The organism is Francisella sp. 19S2-4, from assembly GCF_036281795.1.
Taxonomy (GTDB): Bacteria; Pseudomonadota; Gammaproteobacteria; order Francisellales; family Francisellaceae; genus Francisella.
The window spans coordinates 1-13,275 of record NZ_JAWUZH010000053.1 but is presented as its reverse complement, the minus strand read 5'-3'; the positions used below and the strand labels follow the sequence as shown (position 1 = coordinate 13,275).

The following is a 13,275-nucleotide window of genomic DNA, read 5'->3' as shown; positions in this document are numbered from 1 at the left end:
AATTAAAAACTAATATCTGTAACATCTGTATTTTACAAAATATATCTAACAATTTGGGATATTAATTCAACAGTCTTTTAAATATTATTCTGCTATTATGAACTTACAAGAAAATGAAAAGATTTTATTAGAGTTGAAACCAGCTTAGATCAAGTATTATATATTTTTTTATAATGAAGCTTTGGTATAGTTTATTTTGATTATAGCTAATTATTGTGATGTTTTTCTCAAAGTTAAATAAAACTAATATTGACAGCAATAATATGACTAATACAGCATTAGTTATTTTAATATTGTTAGTAATTTATTTTTCCTAGCATGGATATTTATTAAGAAGGCTATTAAAGGCTATAGTTATACTATAACAAAACAACGTTGTATTCTTAAATATGGTTTTTTTATATCTTAATCGTAGAGATATTCATATCACAATATAAATGATGTAAATCTTAGATCAAATATTGTAGAGAAATTATTTGGGCTGGGATCTGTATATATAAATGATATTAGTACTGCAATGAGAATAAATACAAGAGTATCTAATAATACTTGCCGAATGGAGGGGCTAACTCTTGATGAATGTGAAAAAGCAATGGATTTAATTAATAATAATATTCAGAAATATAAGAGTTTATAAAGATAGTAAAAAATACGTATCTAATTTTTGACTTAGACTAGAAGATATTTAACTGGAGTATCAGGACATTCTGATAATCCACATTCAAAAAATGTCGATGCGACATTTGCAAAAATAACTAGTATGAAAATTAAAAAAATTATATGTGTGATAAATCTAATTTTCTTATTCTTTGCTTCAGATATCTCCTGAGGCTCTTGGCGGATTTCATATTGCTTTGGATAAGATAAAACAATAGCTATATAGATGATAGCCACCATAGATATTACAAATACCCAACTATACATATGCATGCCTAAGATTTTTGAGCCAAAACCAACAGGATCTGTAATATGCAAAGCAATCTGTCTAAGAGATACAAATGCAGTGAATACAGCTGCTAATAGTGATAAAGCATAATGGCTTGGACGCACATGAAAACGCATGTTAAGTAAGAATCCAAATCCGATTGCTAATAATCCAAGTCTTTGCAAAAGACATAATGGACATGGTAGTTCGCCCATAACAAATTGAAAGAAAAAAGCTACTATTATAACTATAGCAATACCTGTTGCTTCAATAGCGCTCACGGTTTTAACTAAATCTTTTGGTGATATTTCTTTCATAATATATCTCCTTTTCTATAGGTATATTAATAGTTGTTCGGTTGCATGATACAAAAATACTAAGCTTGCAACAACTAGGAATATGATAAAAACTATTATTCCATAACGACGATTAAACCAAGCAGTTACTATCGATATTAGAAGCATAATTAAACTTATTAATATTCCTGGCATGATTTTCTCCTTATATTAGTGCTATTACACACCTTAATCATAGCAGGTAGTAAGCTTATTTTATATATTCTTATAGATTTAGATAAGAAATATTAAATAGAAAACGAAATTTGAAGAAGTTGTAAGTTTATTTATTGTAATATTGGAGCTGCTTGCATTGCTTGGTTAGCAGATTCTTGAATAACTGAACAGCTACCAAATCCGCATTCGTGATAAGCTATTCCGATGCTTATAATTGCTAATATAACAAATATTGCAAAAATAATATGAGTAATAATACGAATTGCTTTATTATCATGCTCTGATACTTCTTTAGATGTTTTCTCATGAAGGTCATATTGTTCAGAGAAAGACATTACTATAGCAATATAAATTATATAAATAATAGATACTATGAATACCCAACTATACATATGTACTCCAAAAAGTCTTGGACCTATACCAATTGGATCAAGCATATGTATACTTATTATCTTTAGAGAAACAAGTAATGTAAAAACAGATGCTAATAGCGATAAAGCATAATGGCTTGGACGGATATGGAAATGTGTATTAAGTAAAAATCCAAATCCCATAGCAAGTAACCCTAGTCTTTGTAGTAGAATTAGGGAAATAGGCTTAACCATATTATGCATGCTAAACTGGAAGTAGAAGTCTATAATAATAATTACAGTTATACCAATAACTTCTAGAGCACTTAAAATTTTCATATAATCTTCAACATTAGATCTTGTCATGATTAGCTCCTGTTATAAGTATATTGACAATTGTTCAGTTGCATGATGCAAAAATACTAAGCTTGCAACAACTAGGAATATGATGAAAATCACTACTCCTTTACGACGATTAAACCAAGCTGTTATTACTGAAAGTAGTAACAGTATAAAACTAATTAATATACCTGGCATAGTATCCTCTCCTATGATAAATTTCACGTTATATGATAACATAAGTTATCGAATTATTTTACTATATATTCTAGAGGTTTTTTTTTTAATAAAAAGTATATTTCATACCACTATCTAAAATCATTATAAGAATATTATAAGAATTGTCCTTTGGAATAAGATTTAATAATTTTTCAGCAATAAAATAATTAGCGCCACTACTATGTCCGGCATATATTCCTTGATCATTAGCTAGTTTTAAGCATCCATTTATAGCTTGTTCATCAGTAAACTGAATTATTTCATCAATATAATTTAAATCCATAGATTTACAAAAAACTGGATTTCCTGGACCTTCAACTTTATAACTATATACATTTTGAGGATTAGGTTCACCATTATAAAAAATATCATAATAAACAGAACCTTTAGGGTCAGGCATAATAACTTTAGCTTTTGGATATACCTCTTTTATTTTTTTTGCACATCCTGTGATTGTTCCTCCAGAACCTCCTACTGTGATAAAATAGTCAATATCAATATTTTTATCTAGAAAATAATCTATTATTTCTTGACCTGTAGTTTCATAATGACATTCAGTATTTAGTTTATTATCATACTGATTTATTAAAATACCATTTTTTTTATTCGCTATTAATTTTGCTTTATTAACATAAAATTCAGGATCTTGATGATTTGAAGTATTTTTGCATATTGTTAAATCTGCTCCAAAACTTTCTATCATAGATCTTTTCATTAATCCTGTCTTCTTAGGGCAAGTTATATGTACAGGATGATTATATAGTTTTCCAATAGCTGCTAATGAAGTTCCCATATTACCAGAGCTTGCTTCAACAATAGTTTGTTTGGGTTGTATTTCTTGACGTTCAATAAGTTTTTCTAATATATATTTTGCTACTCTATCTTTGATACTTCCTGTAGGATTTAGCCATTCACATTTTGCAAAAATATTATGTGAGGGATTTATATTTTTTAGTTTGATTATAGGAGTATTGCCAATTAACGATAACATTTCTTTTTAAGATAATTTTAAAATAATTCTATTTTAACAAAATATCTACAATATGTTTATTTAATATTTAGGAACTACTTTCATGGAGTATGACTTTACTTGATGAAATGATAATGCTCCTGCATCAACATTCGTAAAGACAAATAAAAATATATTAAAGGAAAATATAATTTTTGATATTTTTTTCATAAATAATTAGCTCCTCTTAGTTAAATTATTCGAAATGTTTCCAACTAAATCTCCATTCATAATAGATACACTTCTTATTGGTTGTCCTTTTTCTAAATTGATGTCATTAAGGCTTATATAAGTTCTATTTCCTATTAATGTGTCAACTATATATAATTTATTTTCCGATAATGAAATTACTGATTTCCATTGTGTAGGCCATTTGTCTTCTAAACTAGGACTATTAAGATTCTCATTTCTATAGCCTTTTATAAATGGTACTGATACAGAATCTATAGCTGAGAACATATAGTTGACAGCTTGATCTGGAGATATTGCTTCCGGAAGATTTTCACTAATATAATTGGTTCTTACAAATCTATATCCAGAATTTGCCCCTCCAGGTAATTTATCTATATTATAGAATCCTAGCTTTTTTGCTTTGTCTAAAATCTTTTGTTGCTGCTCATAATTTGGCTCATTGCTAATAGCATTAATATTTCTATATATTTTCAGCTTTCCATTTACATATTCAATAAGAGCACTATCTCCTGTTTTATCTTCGATCATATAGTGAATAGGGATATAAACTTTCTTATTATTAATTTTTACTGGAGGAACATATATTTGATATTTATTGAGGTTCTCAATTACTTCTTTAACAGAAGAAAAATTTCCTAAAACATATCTAACCCAAAATAGTCCATTAATGCCAGGTTTAGAAATATTTCTTTGAGGTTGTATTGTATCTCCTAAATATAAAAGATGTGCAGCTAAGCCTTTCTCATTAATACCTTCACCAGTTAAATTATTAATATTTGTTTCATCAACAGAAATATAGCCATATTTATTTATCCAAGATAAAGAATTTTTTGATAAGCCTCCATTTTCTTTTATACCTCTAGGATAAACAGTTAGAGTTGGTTTTAAATCTATAAAGATATCTATAGTTCTTGCTGTATAAATTCCTAAATTATTTCCAAAATTATGATTTAATTCTGAGCAAGCATTAGCATTGTGTGAAATTCCTAATAATATTATGCTAAATATTAATATATGAATTAATTTTTTCATTTCTACCTTTATGATTTTGAACTTAATGTATTAGTATATTTGTAGTACTATTAATTTGTCTGTAGTAAAAAATGCATAGCTCTTATGCATAAATGGGATCAAATATGAATTATGATGATATCTTTTTATTTATAAAGCTTATAAATATAGGTACTTTTACTAAATTAGCAGAATCATTAAGGCTTTCTCAAAGTACAGTTTCTCGTAGAATCCAAAATCTTGAAGAGGAATTAAATACAAAACTCATAAAAAGAAATTCAAGAGGTTTGGTTGAGATGACTCCTGAAGGAGCTGACTTATATAAGAAATTTAGCAAAATAGAAACAGATGCGAGCAACACACTTCAGGTATTACTAAATAGTTCAAAAGAAATCCAGGGCGAATTGCGTATAGGGCTTCCGAAATTGTTCTTTGATAATATTATCATAAGTAAGTTAGATAATTTCTATGCTCGTTACCCAAAAGTTAAACTTATATTTTCATATATATCTGGTACAGTTGATTTAATCAAAAGTAATTTAGATATAGCAATTTCTATTGAAAAACCTATTGTACAAAATTGTACGGTAAAAACTCTAATAACGGCGAAAAATAAACTATATGCTTCTAAAAATTATATTGAAAAAAATGGCATGCCTACTAATGTGGAGGATTTATCTTATCATGATGTAATTGGGTTTATAAATAGCAATGAATATAAAGAAAATATAGTAGCTTTCTCAGAAGAGGATAATTCTGAAAAAATTATCATGATAAATTCTAATTTATTTTTGAACAATGTTATGTGTGATATAAGTTTTGCAAAGAAATGTAATAAAATTGTTAATACATTGGATATATTTTCTGGTGATACAGAAGAAATTATACCTATATTAAATAAGTATTATTTTGGACAAACAGACTTCTACTTGATAAGAGGTTTAGGTGTCCGTAATAATTTAGAACAAGAATTTGTTAAGTTCATACAAATGTGTTTATATGATTAGTCTTCTATAAAAAAAATCATCAATAAAACTAATAATATATATAAAAACAATAAGTTTCACTTAGGTATTAATCAATGAGAAAATATTAGCAAATATTATTTAAATCATAAGCATAGTGGCGTTTGTATGAAACTATTATTATTCATCGCATTAGTATTTATAATTCCATTTTCGTATGCAACTACAAGAGGATGTAGTCAGCGAGATAATAGTATAAACGGGGTGAGCTTTTTAGATGAGCAACAGATTAGCCCTATTTGTGCTAAAAGAAAAATTATGGAAGATAGAATAGCTATAGCAGGGAAATCTAATTATAAATAGTTTATTTTCCTATACAAAAGCTTGAGAATATCTCTCCTAATAAATCATCAGAACTAAATTCACCAGTTATAGTATTTAAGTATTCTTGAACTATTAAAAGCTCTTCTGCAAGTAGTTCGCCATTACCAAGATTTAGCTGCTCTTTTGCCAAAGTTATATGTTCAAAAGATTTATTTATAGCTGTTACATGTCTTTCACGAGCTGTATAAATACTTTCATTCTGATTTGTATAACCTACTTTTTTAAGTATATGATCCTTTAGCTTATCTATACCGATATTATTTTCTGCTGAAATATATATATGGTTATCTTGGTTTTTAGGAGTGTCACTTAGCAGATCTATTTTATTGTGAACATATGTAATATCAATATTTTTAGGTATTTGATCATAAAATTCAGGAATGATCTCTTTAATATCGCTAAATTTAACATTACTATTCGTATAATCATCGGTTACAAAAAGAATTTGATCAGCTTCTTGAATCTTTGCAATAGCTCTTTTGATACCTTCACTTTCTATAATATCATTACTGCAACGTAAGCCAGCAGTATCAATTATATGCATTGGTACACCATTGATTTGAATATGCTCTTTAACAATATCCCTAGTTGTACCTGCAATCGATGTTACAATTGCTGACTCTTTACCAGCTAAGGCATTCAATAGACTAGACTTACCAGCATTAGGTTTACCTACTAGTATTAAGGTTATTCCTTCAGATAAGATAACACCTTGTTTACAACTATTTCTTACATCTAATATAGTTTGATATATTTGTTCTAAACTAGTATGTATTTTTTTATCTTCTAAAAAATTTATTTCCTCTTCTGGAAAATCTATAGAAGCTTCAACATACATTCTTAAGTAAATTAGTTTTTCTAAAAGATTATTTATCTCTTTAGAAAAATCACCTTGTAATGACTTGGCAGCTGATTTAGCAGCTATTTCTGAAGATGCATTTATAATATCTGCAACTGCTTCTGCTTGAGCTAAATCAAGCTTATTGTTTAAGAATGCTCTTTCAGTAAACTCTCCAGCTTTAGCCATTCTTGCTCCGGAATTTAAAGCGGCTTTTATAATTAAATTAAGGACAAATGGATTGCCATGTGCTTGAATCTCTATAACATCTTCACCAGTATATGAAAAAGGAGCATTAAAATATATTGCTATACCATTATCAATAGCTTCTTTATTGTCATAAATAGTACAAAATGTAGCGTAACGAGGTTTTAAGTGTTTACGCGTAAGCTTTTGAGATATTTCTAATGCATCTGAACCTGATATTCTGACGATACCAATACCACCATTACCTTGAGGAGTTGCGATTGCAACAATAGTATCTTTTGTGTACATTTTTTATTTTAATTTATCGTTTGAGTTGAAATTACTAGAGGAATCATCATCTTGATCAATAATTCGGCCTTTTTTACGGCCACCTTTTCTAAAGAAGTCTGCATTTTCTTTCATTATTTTTCTTCTTAAAATAAATGATGATATCATCAGAAAAATTATTAAAAAAACAAATATTGGGGCAAAAACTATAAAAGATATTACAGCAACTGCGATTAAGCCTAGTGATGTTAAAATTTGTTTCACATTGTTGTTCATTTCTTTTCTTTATAATATTTAGCTTGTATAATGTAAGTATATCACTTTAGTGGTTATTATAAATAGGGCTCAAAGTTTATTAGATGATAAATTAAAGAGTCCGGTGTTCAAAAACTGGAGGTTTATGTATGAATATTCAAATTACTGGTAGGCACGTAGAAGTTACTGATGCGATCAAAGGTTATGTTGATGAGAAAATAGGGAAAGTAGAGCATTATTTTGATCATATAACATCTACTAAAGTTATCTTAGCTGTTGAAAAGGAACAGCAAGTTGCAGAAGCTATAATAACTGTACCTGGTAGTGAATTTGTAGCAAAAGCTGAAGATAAGGACCTTTATGCCGCTATTGATATGTTGGAAGATAAGTTAGCTCGTCAGCTTAAAAAACATAAAAATAAAATGAGATGTAACCATAGTACTGGTCATAGTGAATAGTCATTCATATTCAAACTTTATTTAATCTAATTTATGAATTTAAAAGCTCTTATCGATAAAAAAAATATTATCTTAAATCTAAATATCGAGTCTAAAAAGCGTTTGATGGAATTTATTGCCAATAGGCTTGCTGTATCTTATCCTGAGGTTGATGAAGATTTAGTGCTAAGCAGTATTTATCGAAGAGAAAGAATAGGTAGTACTTATATTGGTAAAAATATTTATATTCCTCATTGTAGAGTTGAGAATCTAAGTACTACTAAAATAATTATAGTGACTCTTAAAAATGCTTACCATGATGACTCTATTGATGAAGATATAAAAATAGCAGTAGGTGTGTTCTTTCCAGATAATATTTCTGAAATTCATATAGAGTTACTAAAACAATTAGCATCATTTTTAAAATCAGATAAAACACAAAAATATTTTGAACAAGTTAAAACAGCTGACGATTTATATAAATTAATTACTAGTACATATAATGGATAAATTATTAGGGAATATAAGGATAGTACTTGTTGAGCCATCCCATAGTGGTAATGTTGGCTCTACTGCTAGAGCAATGCTTAATATGGGATTAACAAACTTATGGTTAGTCAATCCAAAAAAAGGCATAGATGATGAGGCTATTGCGTTATCTTGTCATGCGACAGACGTTGTTAAAAAAGCAAAAATAGTTAATTCATTGGATGAAGCTTTGGATGGTATTGATTATGTAGTTGGGACAAGTGCAAGAGTGCGAAGAGTCTCATTACCTATAGAACCAATCTCAAAAGTTGCTACAAATATTATTGATAAAATTCAAAAATCTGATGAAAAAATAGCAATATTATTTGGTCGTGAAAGAACAGGTCTTTTAAATGAAGAGCTTTTAATGAGTAATGTTCATGCATATATTCCTTCGAATGAAGGTTATACATCACTAAATTTAGCTCAAGCAGTCCAATTGGTTGCTTATGAAATACATAAGCAAATTATTGAAATTACAGATGCTAAAAGTGTTCCTGAATATAATCATTTACACAAAAAAGCTTCTACAAAAGAGTTACAAGGTCTTTATCAACATTTTGAAAATAATATGATAGCGTCTGGTTTTTTAGATAAAGATAAGCCAGGACATGTTATGGATAAGTTAAAAAGACTTTTCCAAAGAAGTGAGCTTGAGAGTCAAGAAGTGAATATTTTAAGGGGTTTTTTAAGCTCTTTAGATACTAGTATTAAGGACAAGTAATTTTATATGATTATTTTAGGTATAGATGAAGCTGGAAGAGGTCCTCTTTCAGGTCCAGTAGTTGCTGCTGGAGTTATATTAGATAAAAATAATGCTATTGAAGGTCTTAATGATTCTAAAAAACTCAGTGATAAAAAGCGTGAATTACTATATAAAGAGATTATTTTAAAAGCAAAAGGTTATTCAATAGTGGAGATCTCACCTAAAGAGATAGATGATTTAAATATATTACAGGCGACATTAAAAGCTATGAAACAAGTTGCTGATAATTTAATAGGGCTATTTGATAAAGTATTGGTTGATGGTAATAAGCTACCGCAATGGAACTATAACTCAGAAGCAATAGTTAAAGGCGACTCTAAGATCTTAGAAATATCAGCAGCTTCAATATTGGCAAAAGTACATAGGGATAGAATATGTCTAAAACACGATAAACTTTATCCAGAATATGGTTTTGCTAAGCACAAAGGCTATCCAACAAAAGATCATCTAGAGAACATAAAGCAATATGGTGTTTTAGACATTCATAGAAAAAGCTATAAGCCAGTTGCTAATTTGTTGAAGATAGATTAAAAAATATGAAAATGTCATCAGATAGTAAAAATATTAATTTAAGAAAAGCTAATCAGCATGATGTGGGTTTTATTGTAAGTTTAGAAAATGATGCTGATGATAACTTGTATATTGGTAAATGGGAATATAATACCCACTTATCAGCATTAGATAATAAGGATATAGCATATTTTATAATTCAAGATCATTTATCTAAAGTTGGGTATGTGATACTTACTGATCTATCAAATGAGCATAACTCTGTTCATATTAAGCGAATTGCTATTTGTGCATCTAGTAAGGGAAAAGGTTATGGTAAGAAAGCCTTTGAAATTATATTAGCTTGGATTTTTCAAAATACACAAGCTCATAGAGTATGGTTAGATGTCAAAGATTATAATTCTAGAGCTATTCATATATATAAATCTAAGGGATTTATTATAGAAGGCACTTTAAGAGATTATGAATTTAATGCTATTAAAAATGAATATGAATCATTCCATATAATGCCTATTCTTAGAGAAGAGTATGAGAGAAGTTTAAATAAAAATATGTTTTAGATTTTAATCTAAAGTAAGAATGTTATCAGTATTTGATTCGCCAACTTTTTTAGGGTTAGCTGTTTCATCATCCTCGCCTTCATTTACATTAATTCCATAACCAAACTCACGAGCATATATCCCTTGTTCTGTTTCTTTAGAAAATACTTCTAAAACAGCTTCCATAGGAATATTTACAGACATAGGTTCACCATCAAAAGTAGCTTCAAAAGTTATATGGTTATCATCTATATCTAGATTTTGTACTGCTTGTGGAGATAAATCTAATAATATTTTTTTATCTTCATCTATATAGTTTTTAGGGACTACTACATCTTCATAGTCTGTATCTATAAGTACATATGGAGTAAAACCATGATCGACTAACCAATTGTACGTTGCCTTAACTATATAAGCTCTAAGCATAGCCATATTAAGCTCCTTCACCTTTAATAGTTTTAATAAAATTAGGTTCACTAAGTAAGTCTTTTATTTCCTTGATAATATTCTTATCTTTTGTTGGAATTGAAATTTTCATCTTAATGAAATAATAAAAAACAAAAGTTATTATAAGAGTTAAAACGTTAATGTTTTGAGCATCTGGATTACTCTCAGCATTTAATTCTCTTTCGCTAACGATTGTTCTATATGTACTAATCAAATTCTTCTGCATCATTTTTTTTATTTGTTCAGCTTCTTTTTCACTTATGTAAGGATCTTGAAGCCTAGTGATGTTTTGTAAGAATGTTTTATTAACGTGTTCTAATAAAATTCTCGCATTTGCTCGCTGTTTTGGAAAAACAGGAAACATAGGAGGGAAAGGGTATAAGTCTTCAATGGCTTCAATAACCACATTAAGCCTATATACAGCAAAGTCATCTGTAGTTAATGTGGGAATATTACCATTAGGTGTAATAATATTTAATTCTTCTAAATGTTTTGAATTATCTTGATCTGAAACATCTATGATTTTGGCATTAGCACCTTTGATAGATAGTATCATACGGACTATGTCGCTATAGATATCATCCTTTTTTGTGTATAAAACCAAGGTTTTATCCTCCTAGTGATAAAATAAAAAGAATAATAAAAGAGTGTAATATAATAAAGATATATTAACGCTTAGAGAACTGTCTTCTTCTACGAGCTTTTCTAAGACCAAATTTCTTACGTTCAACTTTACGTGAATCACGAGTAACGAAACCTGCTTCACGAAGAGCTGGCTTAAGATCTTCATCAAATTCGATAAGAGCTCTAGTAACACCAAGACGGATAGCACCAGCTTGACCAGTAGTTCCACCACCTTTTACAGTTACTTTAAAATCAAAGTTATCTGTATTGTTTGTAAGTTCTAAAGGTTGCTTAACAACCATGCAATCTGTTTCACGACATAGGTATTGCTCTAATGGAAGACCATTAACGATGAATTGACCAGTACCTTTTTTCATAAATACACGAGCTACAGAACTTTTACGACGACCTGTACCATAATTATATTCTGACATTTTTACCATCCTTTATTAAATATTGTGAGCTTGAGGTTGTTGAGCTGTATGTGGGTGATTTTCACCTGCATAAACTTTTAACTTTTTGAACATTGCACGACCTAGAGGAGTTCTAGGAAGCATACCTTTCACAGCTTTTTCAATAGCTCTTTCTGGATGAGTTGCTATTAGCTTCTCAAAAGATACTGATTTGATACCGCCAATATAGCCTGTGTGGTGGTGGTAGATTTTACCTTTTCTTTTGTTACCAGTTACAGTTACTTTCTCAGCATTAACGATAACAACATAGTCACCAGTATCCATATGAGGAGTATATTCTGGCTTGTTTTTACCTCTTAGGATCATTGCTACTTCTGTAGCTAGACGACCTAAAGTTTTATCTGTAGCATCAATCAAAAGCCATTCTCTTTTGATATTTGATGGTTTTGCAGTAAACGTTTTCATCTTTTTTCCTTTATTTATTGTTGTCAATTACTCAGTTTTTGCAAAAAATTCTTAACTTTGTGAGTAAATATAGCTCACCTTACTTTAAAAATTTAAGCAGTCTATATAATACATTTTCTATGGTAAATAAGCAAACTATTTATTATTTTTGTTTTACTTACCTTCTTCCATCTTACTAATAGTTTCATGACTAAAGTTGTCAATAGTCGCTTTTTGATATTCCTTAGTATCTGGGAGTATGAATTGGAAATTATTTATTTTTTCTATTTGAATGTTAACTTGTGCTGATTCAAAACTATAAACATGATAAACATGAGAATGATCTTTTGTTATGAAATGAAAATGAAAACCAGGTACAGCAATACTAGCTAAATATTTAGGACTATAAATTCCTATAAGTGTACCATCAACATTTTCTAGGTCATGAAACTTTTGATTTTTAGCTATCCACTCGCTTAATGTATATCCTTTTTTAGCTGGTGGAATTGTTCTAGCATGAATTTTTGAGAATTTACCACTGATTTTTATTATATAAAAATAATTATCACCATATAATTTATGTTTGATAATAGATGTTATTTCTGGAATTGTTAGATTATTGTAGGATGAGTTTATTTGTGGTTTTGAAAAACTAAATACATCCGCAAATGGTACAGTTATATTTTCATTGAGAGGAACCGCTTTACCACTAATATCACTAAGATAGGCTTTATCTTTAAATATGATCATTTCACCTTTGGCTCCGGCTATAGTCCCAAGCCCATACTGTCCTTTGCTTTCTAAGTCTTTTAGAGAAGTATTGCTAGAGTATATTCCACTAGTTAATGATGTTATAGTTCCTGCTTGATAGATAGTGTTTGAAGCAAATAAGTAGCTTGAAGTTATTAGTAAGGTTATTATTAAGAGTATTATTTTTCTCATAAGATTTCCTCTTTCTTCTTTAATTGAACCGTTTAATTTCATATTTTTAAAATATGGTTTCAGTTCTTTATATACTTAAAAAGACTGTTGAATAAATCTTTCAATTTCTATGAATAGGAATATTTTTGCTATTTTTAGTAAAAACTTAGCCT

Annotated in this window: 21 protein-coding genes; 7 read left to right on the top strand and 14 right to left on the bottom strand. The window is 28.8% G+C overall.

The genetic code is table 11. The features are described 5' to 3' along the window. Positions 1-669 precede the first annotated feature (669 nt). From R8535_RS09675 to R8535_RS09645, 7 genes are all read right to left on the bottom strand, one after another. Positions 670-1,242 (bottom strand): disulfide bond formation protein B, encoded by a 573-nt coding sequence (locus R8535_RS09675; RefSeq protein WP_329498757.1) that lies wholly within the window; start codon positions 1,240-1,242, stop codon positions 670-672. Positions 1,243-1,257: 15 nt separating this feature from the next. Next, positions 1,258-1,416, bottom strand: a complete 159-nt coding sequence (locus tag R8535_RS09670; protein ID WP_329498755.1) for a DUF5993 family protein — start codon at positions 1,414-1,416, stop codon at positions 1,258-1,260. A gap of 131 nt (positions 1,417-1,547) precedes the next feature. After that, complete coding sequence (locus R8535_RS09665) at positions 1,548-2,153, bottom strand: disulfide bond formation protein B (RefSeq protein WP_329498753.1); 606 nt, start codon at positions 2,151-2,153, stop codon at positions 1,548-1,550. Between the two features lie 12 nt (positions 2,154-2,165). Beyond that, positions 2,166-2,324, bottom strand: coding sequence for a DUF5993 family protein (locus R8535_RS09660; RefSeq protein ID WP_329498751.1), 159 nt, complete (start codon positions 2,322-2,324; stop codon positions 2,166-2,168). An 85-nt stretch (positions 2,325-2,409) separates the two neighbouring features. Next, on the bottom strand, positions 2,410-3,336 hold the full coding sequence (locus R8535_RS09655) for a PLP-dependent cysteine synthase family protein (RefSeq protein ID WP_329498750.1): 927 nt from the start codon (positions 3,334-3,336) through the stop codon (positions 2,410-2,412). Positions 3,337-3,396: 60 nt separating this feature from the next. Next, entirely contained in the window at positions 3,397-3,525 is a 129-nt protein-coding gene (locus R8535_RS09650; protein WP_329498748.1) for a hypothetical protein, read from the bottom strand. A gap of 6 nt (positions 3,526-3,531) precedes the next feature. Further along, the gene (locus tag R8535_RS09645; protein WP_329498746.1) at positions 3,532-4,578 is read right to left on the bottom strand and encodes a linear amide C-N hydrolase; all 1,047 of its coding nucleotides are present in this window, start codon (positions 4,576-4,578) and stop codon (positions 3,532-3,534) included. Between the two features lie 104 nt (positions 4,579-4,682). Here R8535_RS09645 and R8535_RS09640 point away from each other — a divergent pair, with 104 nt between their 5' ends. Next, on the top strand, positions 4,683-5,564 hold the full coding sequence (locus tag R8535_RS09640; RefSeq protein WP_329498744.1) for a LysR family transcriptional regulator: 882 nt from the start codon (positions 4,683-4,685) through the stop codon (positions 5,562-5,564). 126 nt (positions 5,565-5,690) lie between these two features. Continuing rightward, the gene (locus R8535_RS09635) at positions 5,691-5,885 is read left to right on the top strand and encodes a hypothetical protein (protein ID WP_329498742.1); all 195 of its coding nucleotides are present in this window, start codon (positions 5,691-5,693) and stop codon (positions 5,883-5,885) included. A gap of 1 nt (position 5,886) precedes the next feature. On the opposite strand, the gene mnmE is transcribed toward R8535_RS09635, so the two are convergent. Continuing rightward, entirely contained in the window at positions 5,887-7,239 is a 1,353-nt protein-coding gene (gene mnmE / locus R8535_RS09630) for a tRNA uridine-5-carboxymethylaminomethyl(34) synthesis GTPase MnmE (protein ID WP_329498741.1), read from the bottom strand. A gap of 3 nt (positions 7,240-7,242) precedes the next feature. Further along, positions 7,243-7,494, bottom strand: coding sequence for a hypothetical protein (locus R8535_RS09625; protein ID WP_329498739.1), 252 nt, complete (start codon positions 7,492-7,494; stop codon positions 7,243-7,245). A 128-nt stretch (positions 7,495-7,622) separates the two neighbouring features. On the opposite strand from R8535_RS09625, the gene hpf reads away from it, so the two are divergent. The 5 genes from hpf to R8535_RS09600 are packed head-to-tail and all read left to right on the top strand — an operon-like array spanning position 7,623 to position 10,274. Further along, complete coding sequence (gene hpf / locus R8535_RS09620; RefSeq protein WP_329498737.1) at positions 7,623-7,931, top strand: ribosome hibernation-promoting factor, HPF/YfiA family; 309 nt, start codon at positions 7,623-7,625, stop codon at positions 7,929-7,931. A gap of 33 nt (positions 7,932-7,964) precedes the next feature. Next, positions 7,965-8,420 carry a PTS sugar transporter subunit IIA gene (locus tag R8535_RS09615; RefSeq protein ID WP_329498735.1) on the top strand — a complete coding sequence of 152 codons (456 nt, stop codon included), beginning with the start codon at positions 7,965-7,967 and terminating at the stop codon, positions 8,418-8,420. After that, the gene (locus R8535_RS09610; RefSeq protein ID WP_329498733.1) at positions 8,413-9,162 is read left to right on the top strand and encodes an RNA methyltransferase; all 750 of its coding nucleotides are present in this window, start codon (positions 8,413-8,415) and stop codon (positions 9,160-9,162) included. The genes R8535_RS09615 and R8535_RS09610 overlap by 8 nt, the downstream gene beginning before the upstream one ends. 6 nt (positions 9,163-9,168) lie before the next feature. After that, complete coding sequence (rnhB, locus tag R8535_RS09605) at positions 9,169-9,735, top strand: ribonuclease HII (RefSeq protein WP_329498731.1); 567 nt, start codon at positions 9,169-9,171, stop codon at positions 9,733-9,735. 5 nt (positions 9,736-9,740) lie between these two features. Then, positions 9,741-10,274 carry a GNAT family N-acetyltransferase gene (locus R8535_RS09600; protein WP_329498730.1) on the top strand — a complete coding sequence of 178 codons (534 nt, stop codon included), beginning with the start codon at positions 9,741-9,743 and terminating at the stop codon, positions 10,272-10,274. Positions 10,275-10,277: 3 nt separating this feature from the next. On the opposite strand, the gene mglB is transcribed toward R8535_RS09600, so the two are convergent. From mglB to budA, 5 genes are all read right to left on the bottom strand, one after another. Next, the gene (gene mglB / locus R8535_RS09595; RefSeq protein ID WP_329498728.1) at positions 10,278-10,685 is read right to left on the bottom strand and encodes a transcriptional regulator MglB; all 408 of its coding nucleotides are present in this window, start codon (positions 10,683-10,685) and stop codon (positions 10,278-10,280) included. A gap of 1 nt (position 10,686) precedes the next feature. Then, positions 10,687-11,304, bottom strand: coding sequence for a transcriptional regulator MglA (gene mglA, locus R8535_RS09590; protein WP_329498725.1), 618 nt, complete (start codon positions 11,302-11,304; stop codon positions 10,687-10,689). A gap of 64 nt (positions 11,305-11,368) precedes the next feature. Beyond that, positions 11,369-11,758 (bottom strand): 30S ribosomal protein S9, encoded by a 390-nt coding sequence (rpsI, locus tag R8535_RS09585; RefSeq protein ID WP_329498723.1) that lies wholly within the window; start codon positions 11,756-11,758, stop codon positions 11,369-11,371. A 15-nt stretch (positions 11,759-11,773) separates the two neighbouring features. Further along, positions 11,774-12,202, bottom strand: coding sequence for a 50S ribosomal protein L13 (gene rplM, locus R8535_RS09580; RefSeq protein ID WP_192577615.1), 429 nt, complete (start codon positions 12,200-12,202; stop codon positions 11,774-11,776). Between the two features lie 153 nt (positions 12,203-12,355). Beyond that, positions 12,356-13,123 carry an acetolactate decarboxylase gene (gene budA, locus R8535_RS09575; protein WP_329498721.1) on the bottom strand — a complete coding sequence of 256 codons (768 nt, stop codon included), beginning with the start codon at positions 13,121-13,123 and terminating at the stop codon, positions 12,356-12,358. Between the last annotated feature and the right edge of the window lie 152 nt (positions 13,124-13,275).

Coding starts and splice junctions, on each gene's coding strand:
- R8535_RS09665 (WP_329498753.1), bottom strand. CDS start 2,153: ATGACAAGATCTAATGTTGAAGATTATATGAAAATTTTAAGTGCTCTA.
- rnhB (WP_329498731.1), top strand. CDS start 9,169: ATGATTATTTTAGGTATAGATGAAGCTGGAAGAGGTCCTCTTTCAGGT.
- rplM (WP_192577615.1), bottom strand. CDS start 12,202: ATGAAAACGTTTACTGCAAAACCATCAAATATCAAAAGAGAATGGCTT.
- mnmE (WP_329498741.1), bottom strand. CDS start 7,239: ATGTACACAAAAGATACTATTGTTGCAATCGCAACTCCTCAAGGTAAT.
- R8535_RS09640 (WP_329498744.1), top strand. CDS start 4,683: ATGAATTATGATGATATCTTTTTATTTATAAAGCTTATAAATATAGGT.
- R8535_RS09675 (WP_329498757.1), bottom strand. CDS start 1,242: ATGAAAGAAATATCACCAAAAGATTTAGTTAAAACCGTGAGCGCTATT.
- R8535_RS09615 (WP_329498735.1), top strand. CDS start 7,965: ATGAATTTAAAAGCTCTTATCGATAAAAAAAATATTATCTTAAATCTA.
- R8535_RS09650 (WP_329498748.1), bottom strand. CDS start 3,525: ATGAAAAAAATATCAAAAATTATATTTTCCTTTAATATATTTTTATTT.
- R8535_RS09660 (WP_329498751.1), bottom strand. CDS start 2,324: ATGCCAGGTATATTAATTAGTTTTATACTGTTACTACTTTCAGTAATA.
- R8535_RS09600 (WP_329498730.1), top strand. CDS start 9,741: ATGAAAATGTCATCAGATAGTAAAAATATTAATTTAAGAAAAGCTAAT.
- R8535_RS09670 (WP_329498755.1), bottom strand. CDS start 1,416: ATGCCAGGAATATTAATAAGTTTAATTATGCTTCTAATATCGATAGTA.
- R8535_RS09635 (WP_329498742.1), top strand. CDS start 5,691: ATGAAACTATTATTATTCATCGCATTAGTATTTATAATTCCATTTTCG.
- rpsI (WP_329498723.1), bottom strand. CDS start 11,758: ATGTCAGAATATAATTATGGTACAGGTCGTCGTAAAAGTTCTGTAGCT.
- R8535_RS09645 (WP_329498746.1), bottom strand. CDS start 4,578: ATGAAAAAATTAATTCATATATTAATATTTAGCATAATATTATTAGGA.
- R8535_RS09625 (WP_329498739.1), bottom strand. CDS start 7,494: ATGAACAACAATGTGAAACAAATTTTAACATCACTAGGCTTAATCGCA.
- budA (WP_329498721.1), bottom strand. CDS start 13,123: ATGAGAAAAATAATACTCTTAATAATAACCTTACTAATAACTTCAAGC.
- R8535_RS09610 (WP_329498733.1), top strand. CDS start 8,413: ATGGATAAATTATTAGGGAATATAAGGATAGTACTTGTTGAGCCATCC.
- hpf (WP_329498737.1), top strand. CDS start 7,623: ATGAATATTCAAATTACTGGTAGGCACGTAGAAGTTACTGATGCGATC.
- R8535_RS09655 (WP_329498750.1), bottom strand. CDS start 3,336: ATGTTATCGTTAATTGGCAATACTCCTATAATCAAACTAAAAAATATA.
- mglB (WP_329498728.1), bottom strand. CDS start 10,685: ATGGCTATGCTTAGAGCTTATATAGTTAAGGCAACGTACAATTGGTTA.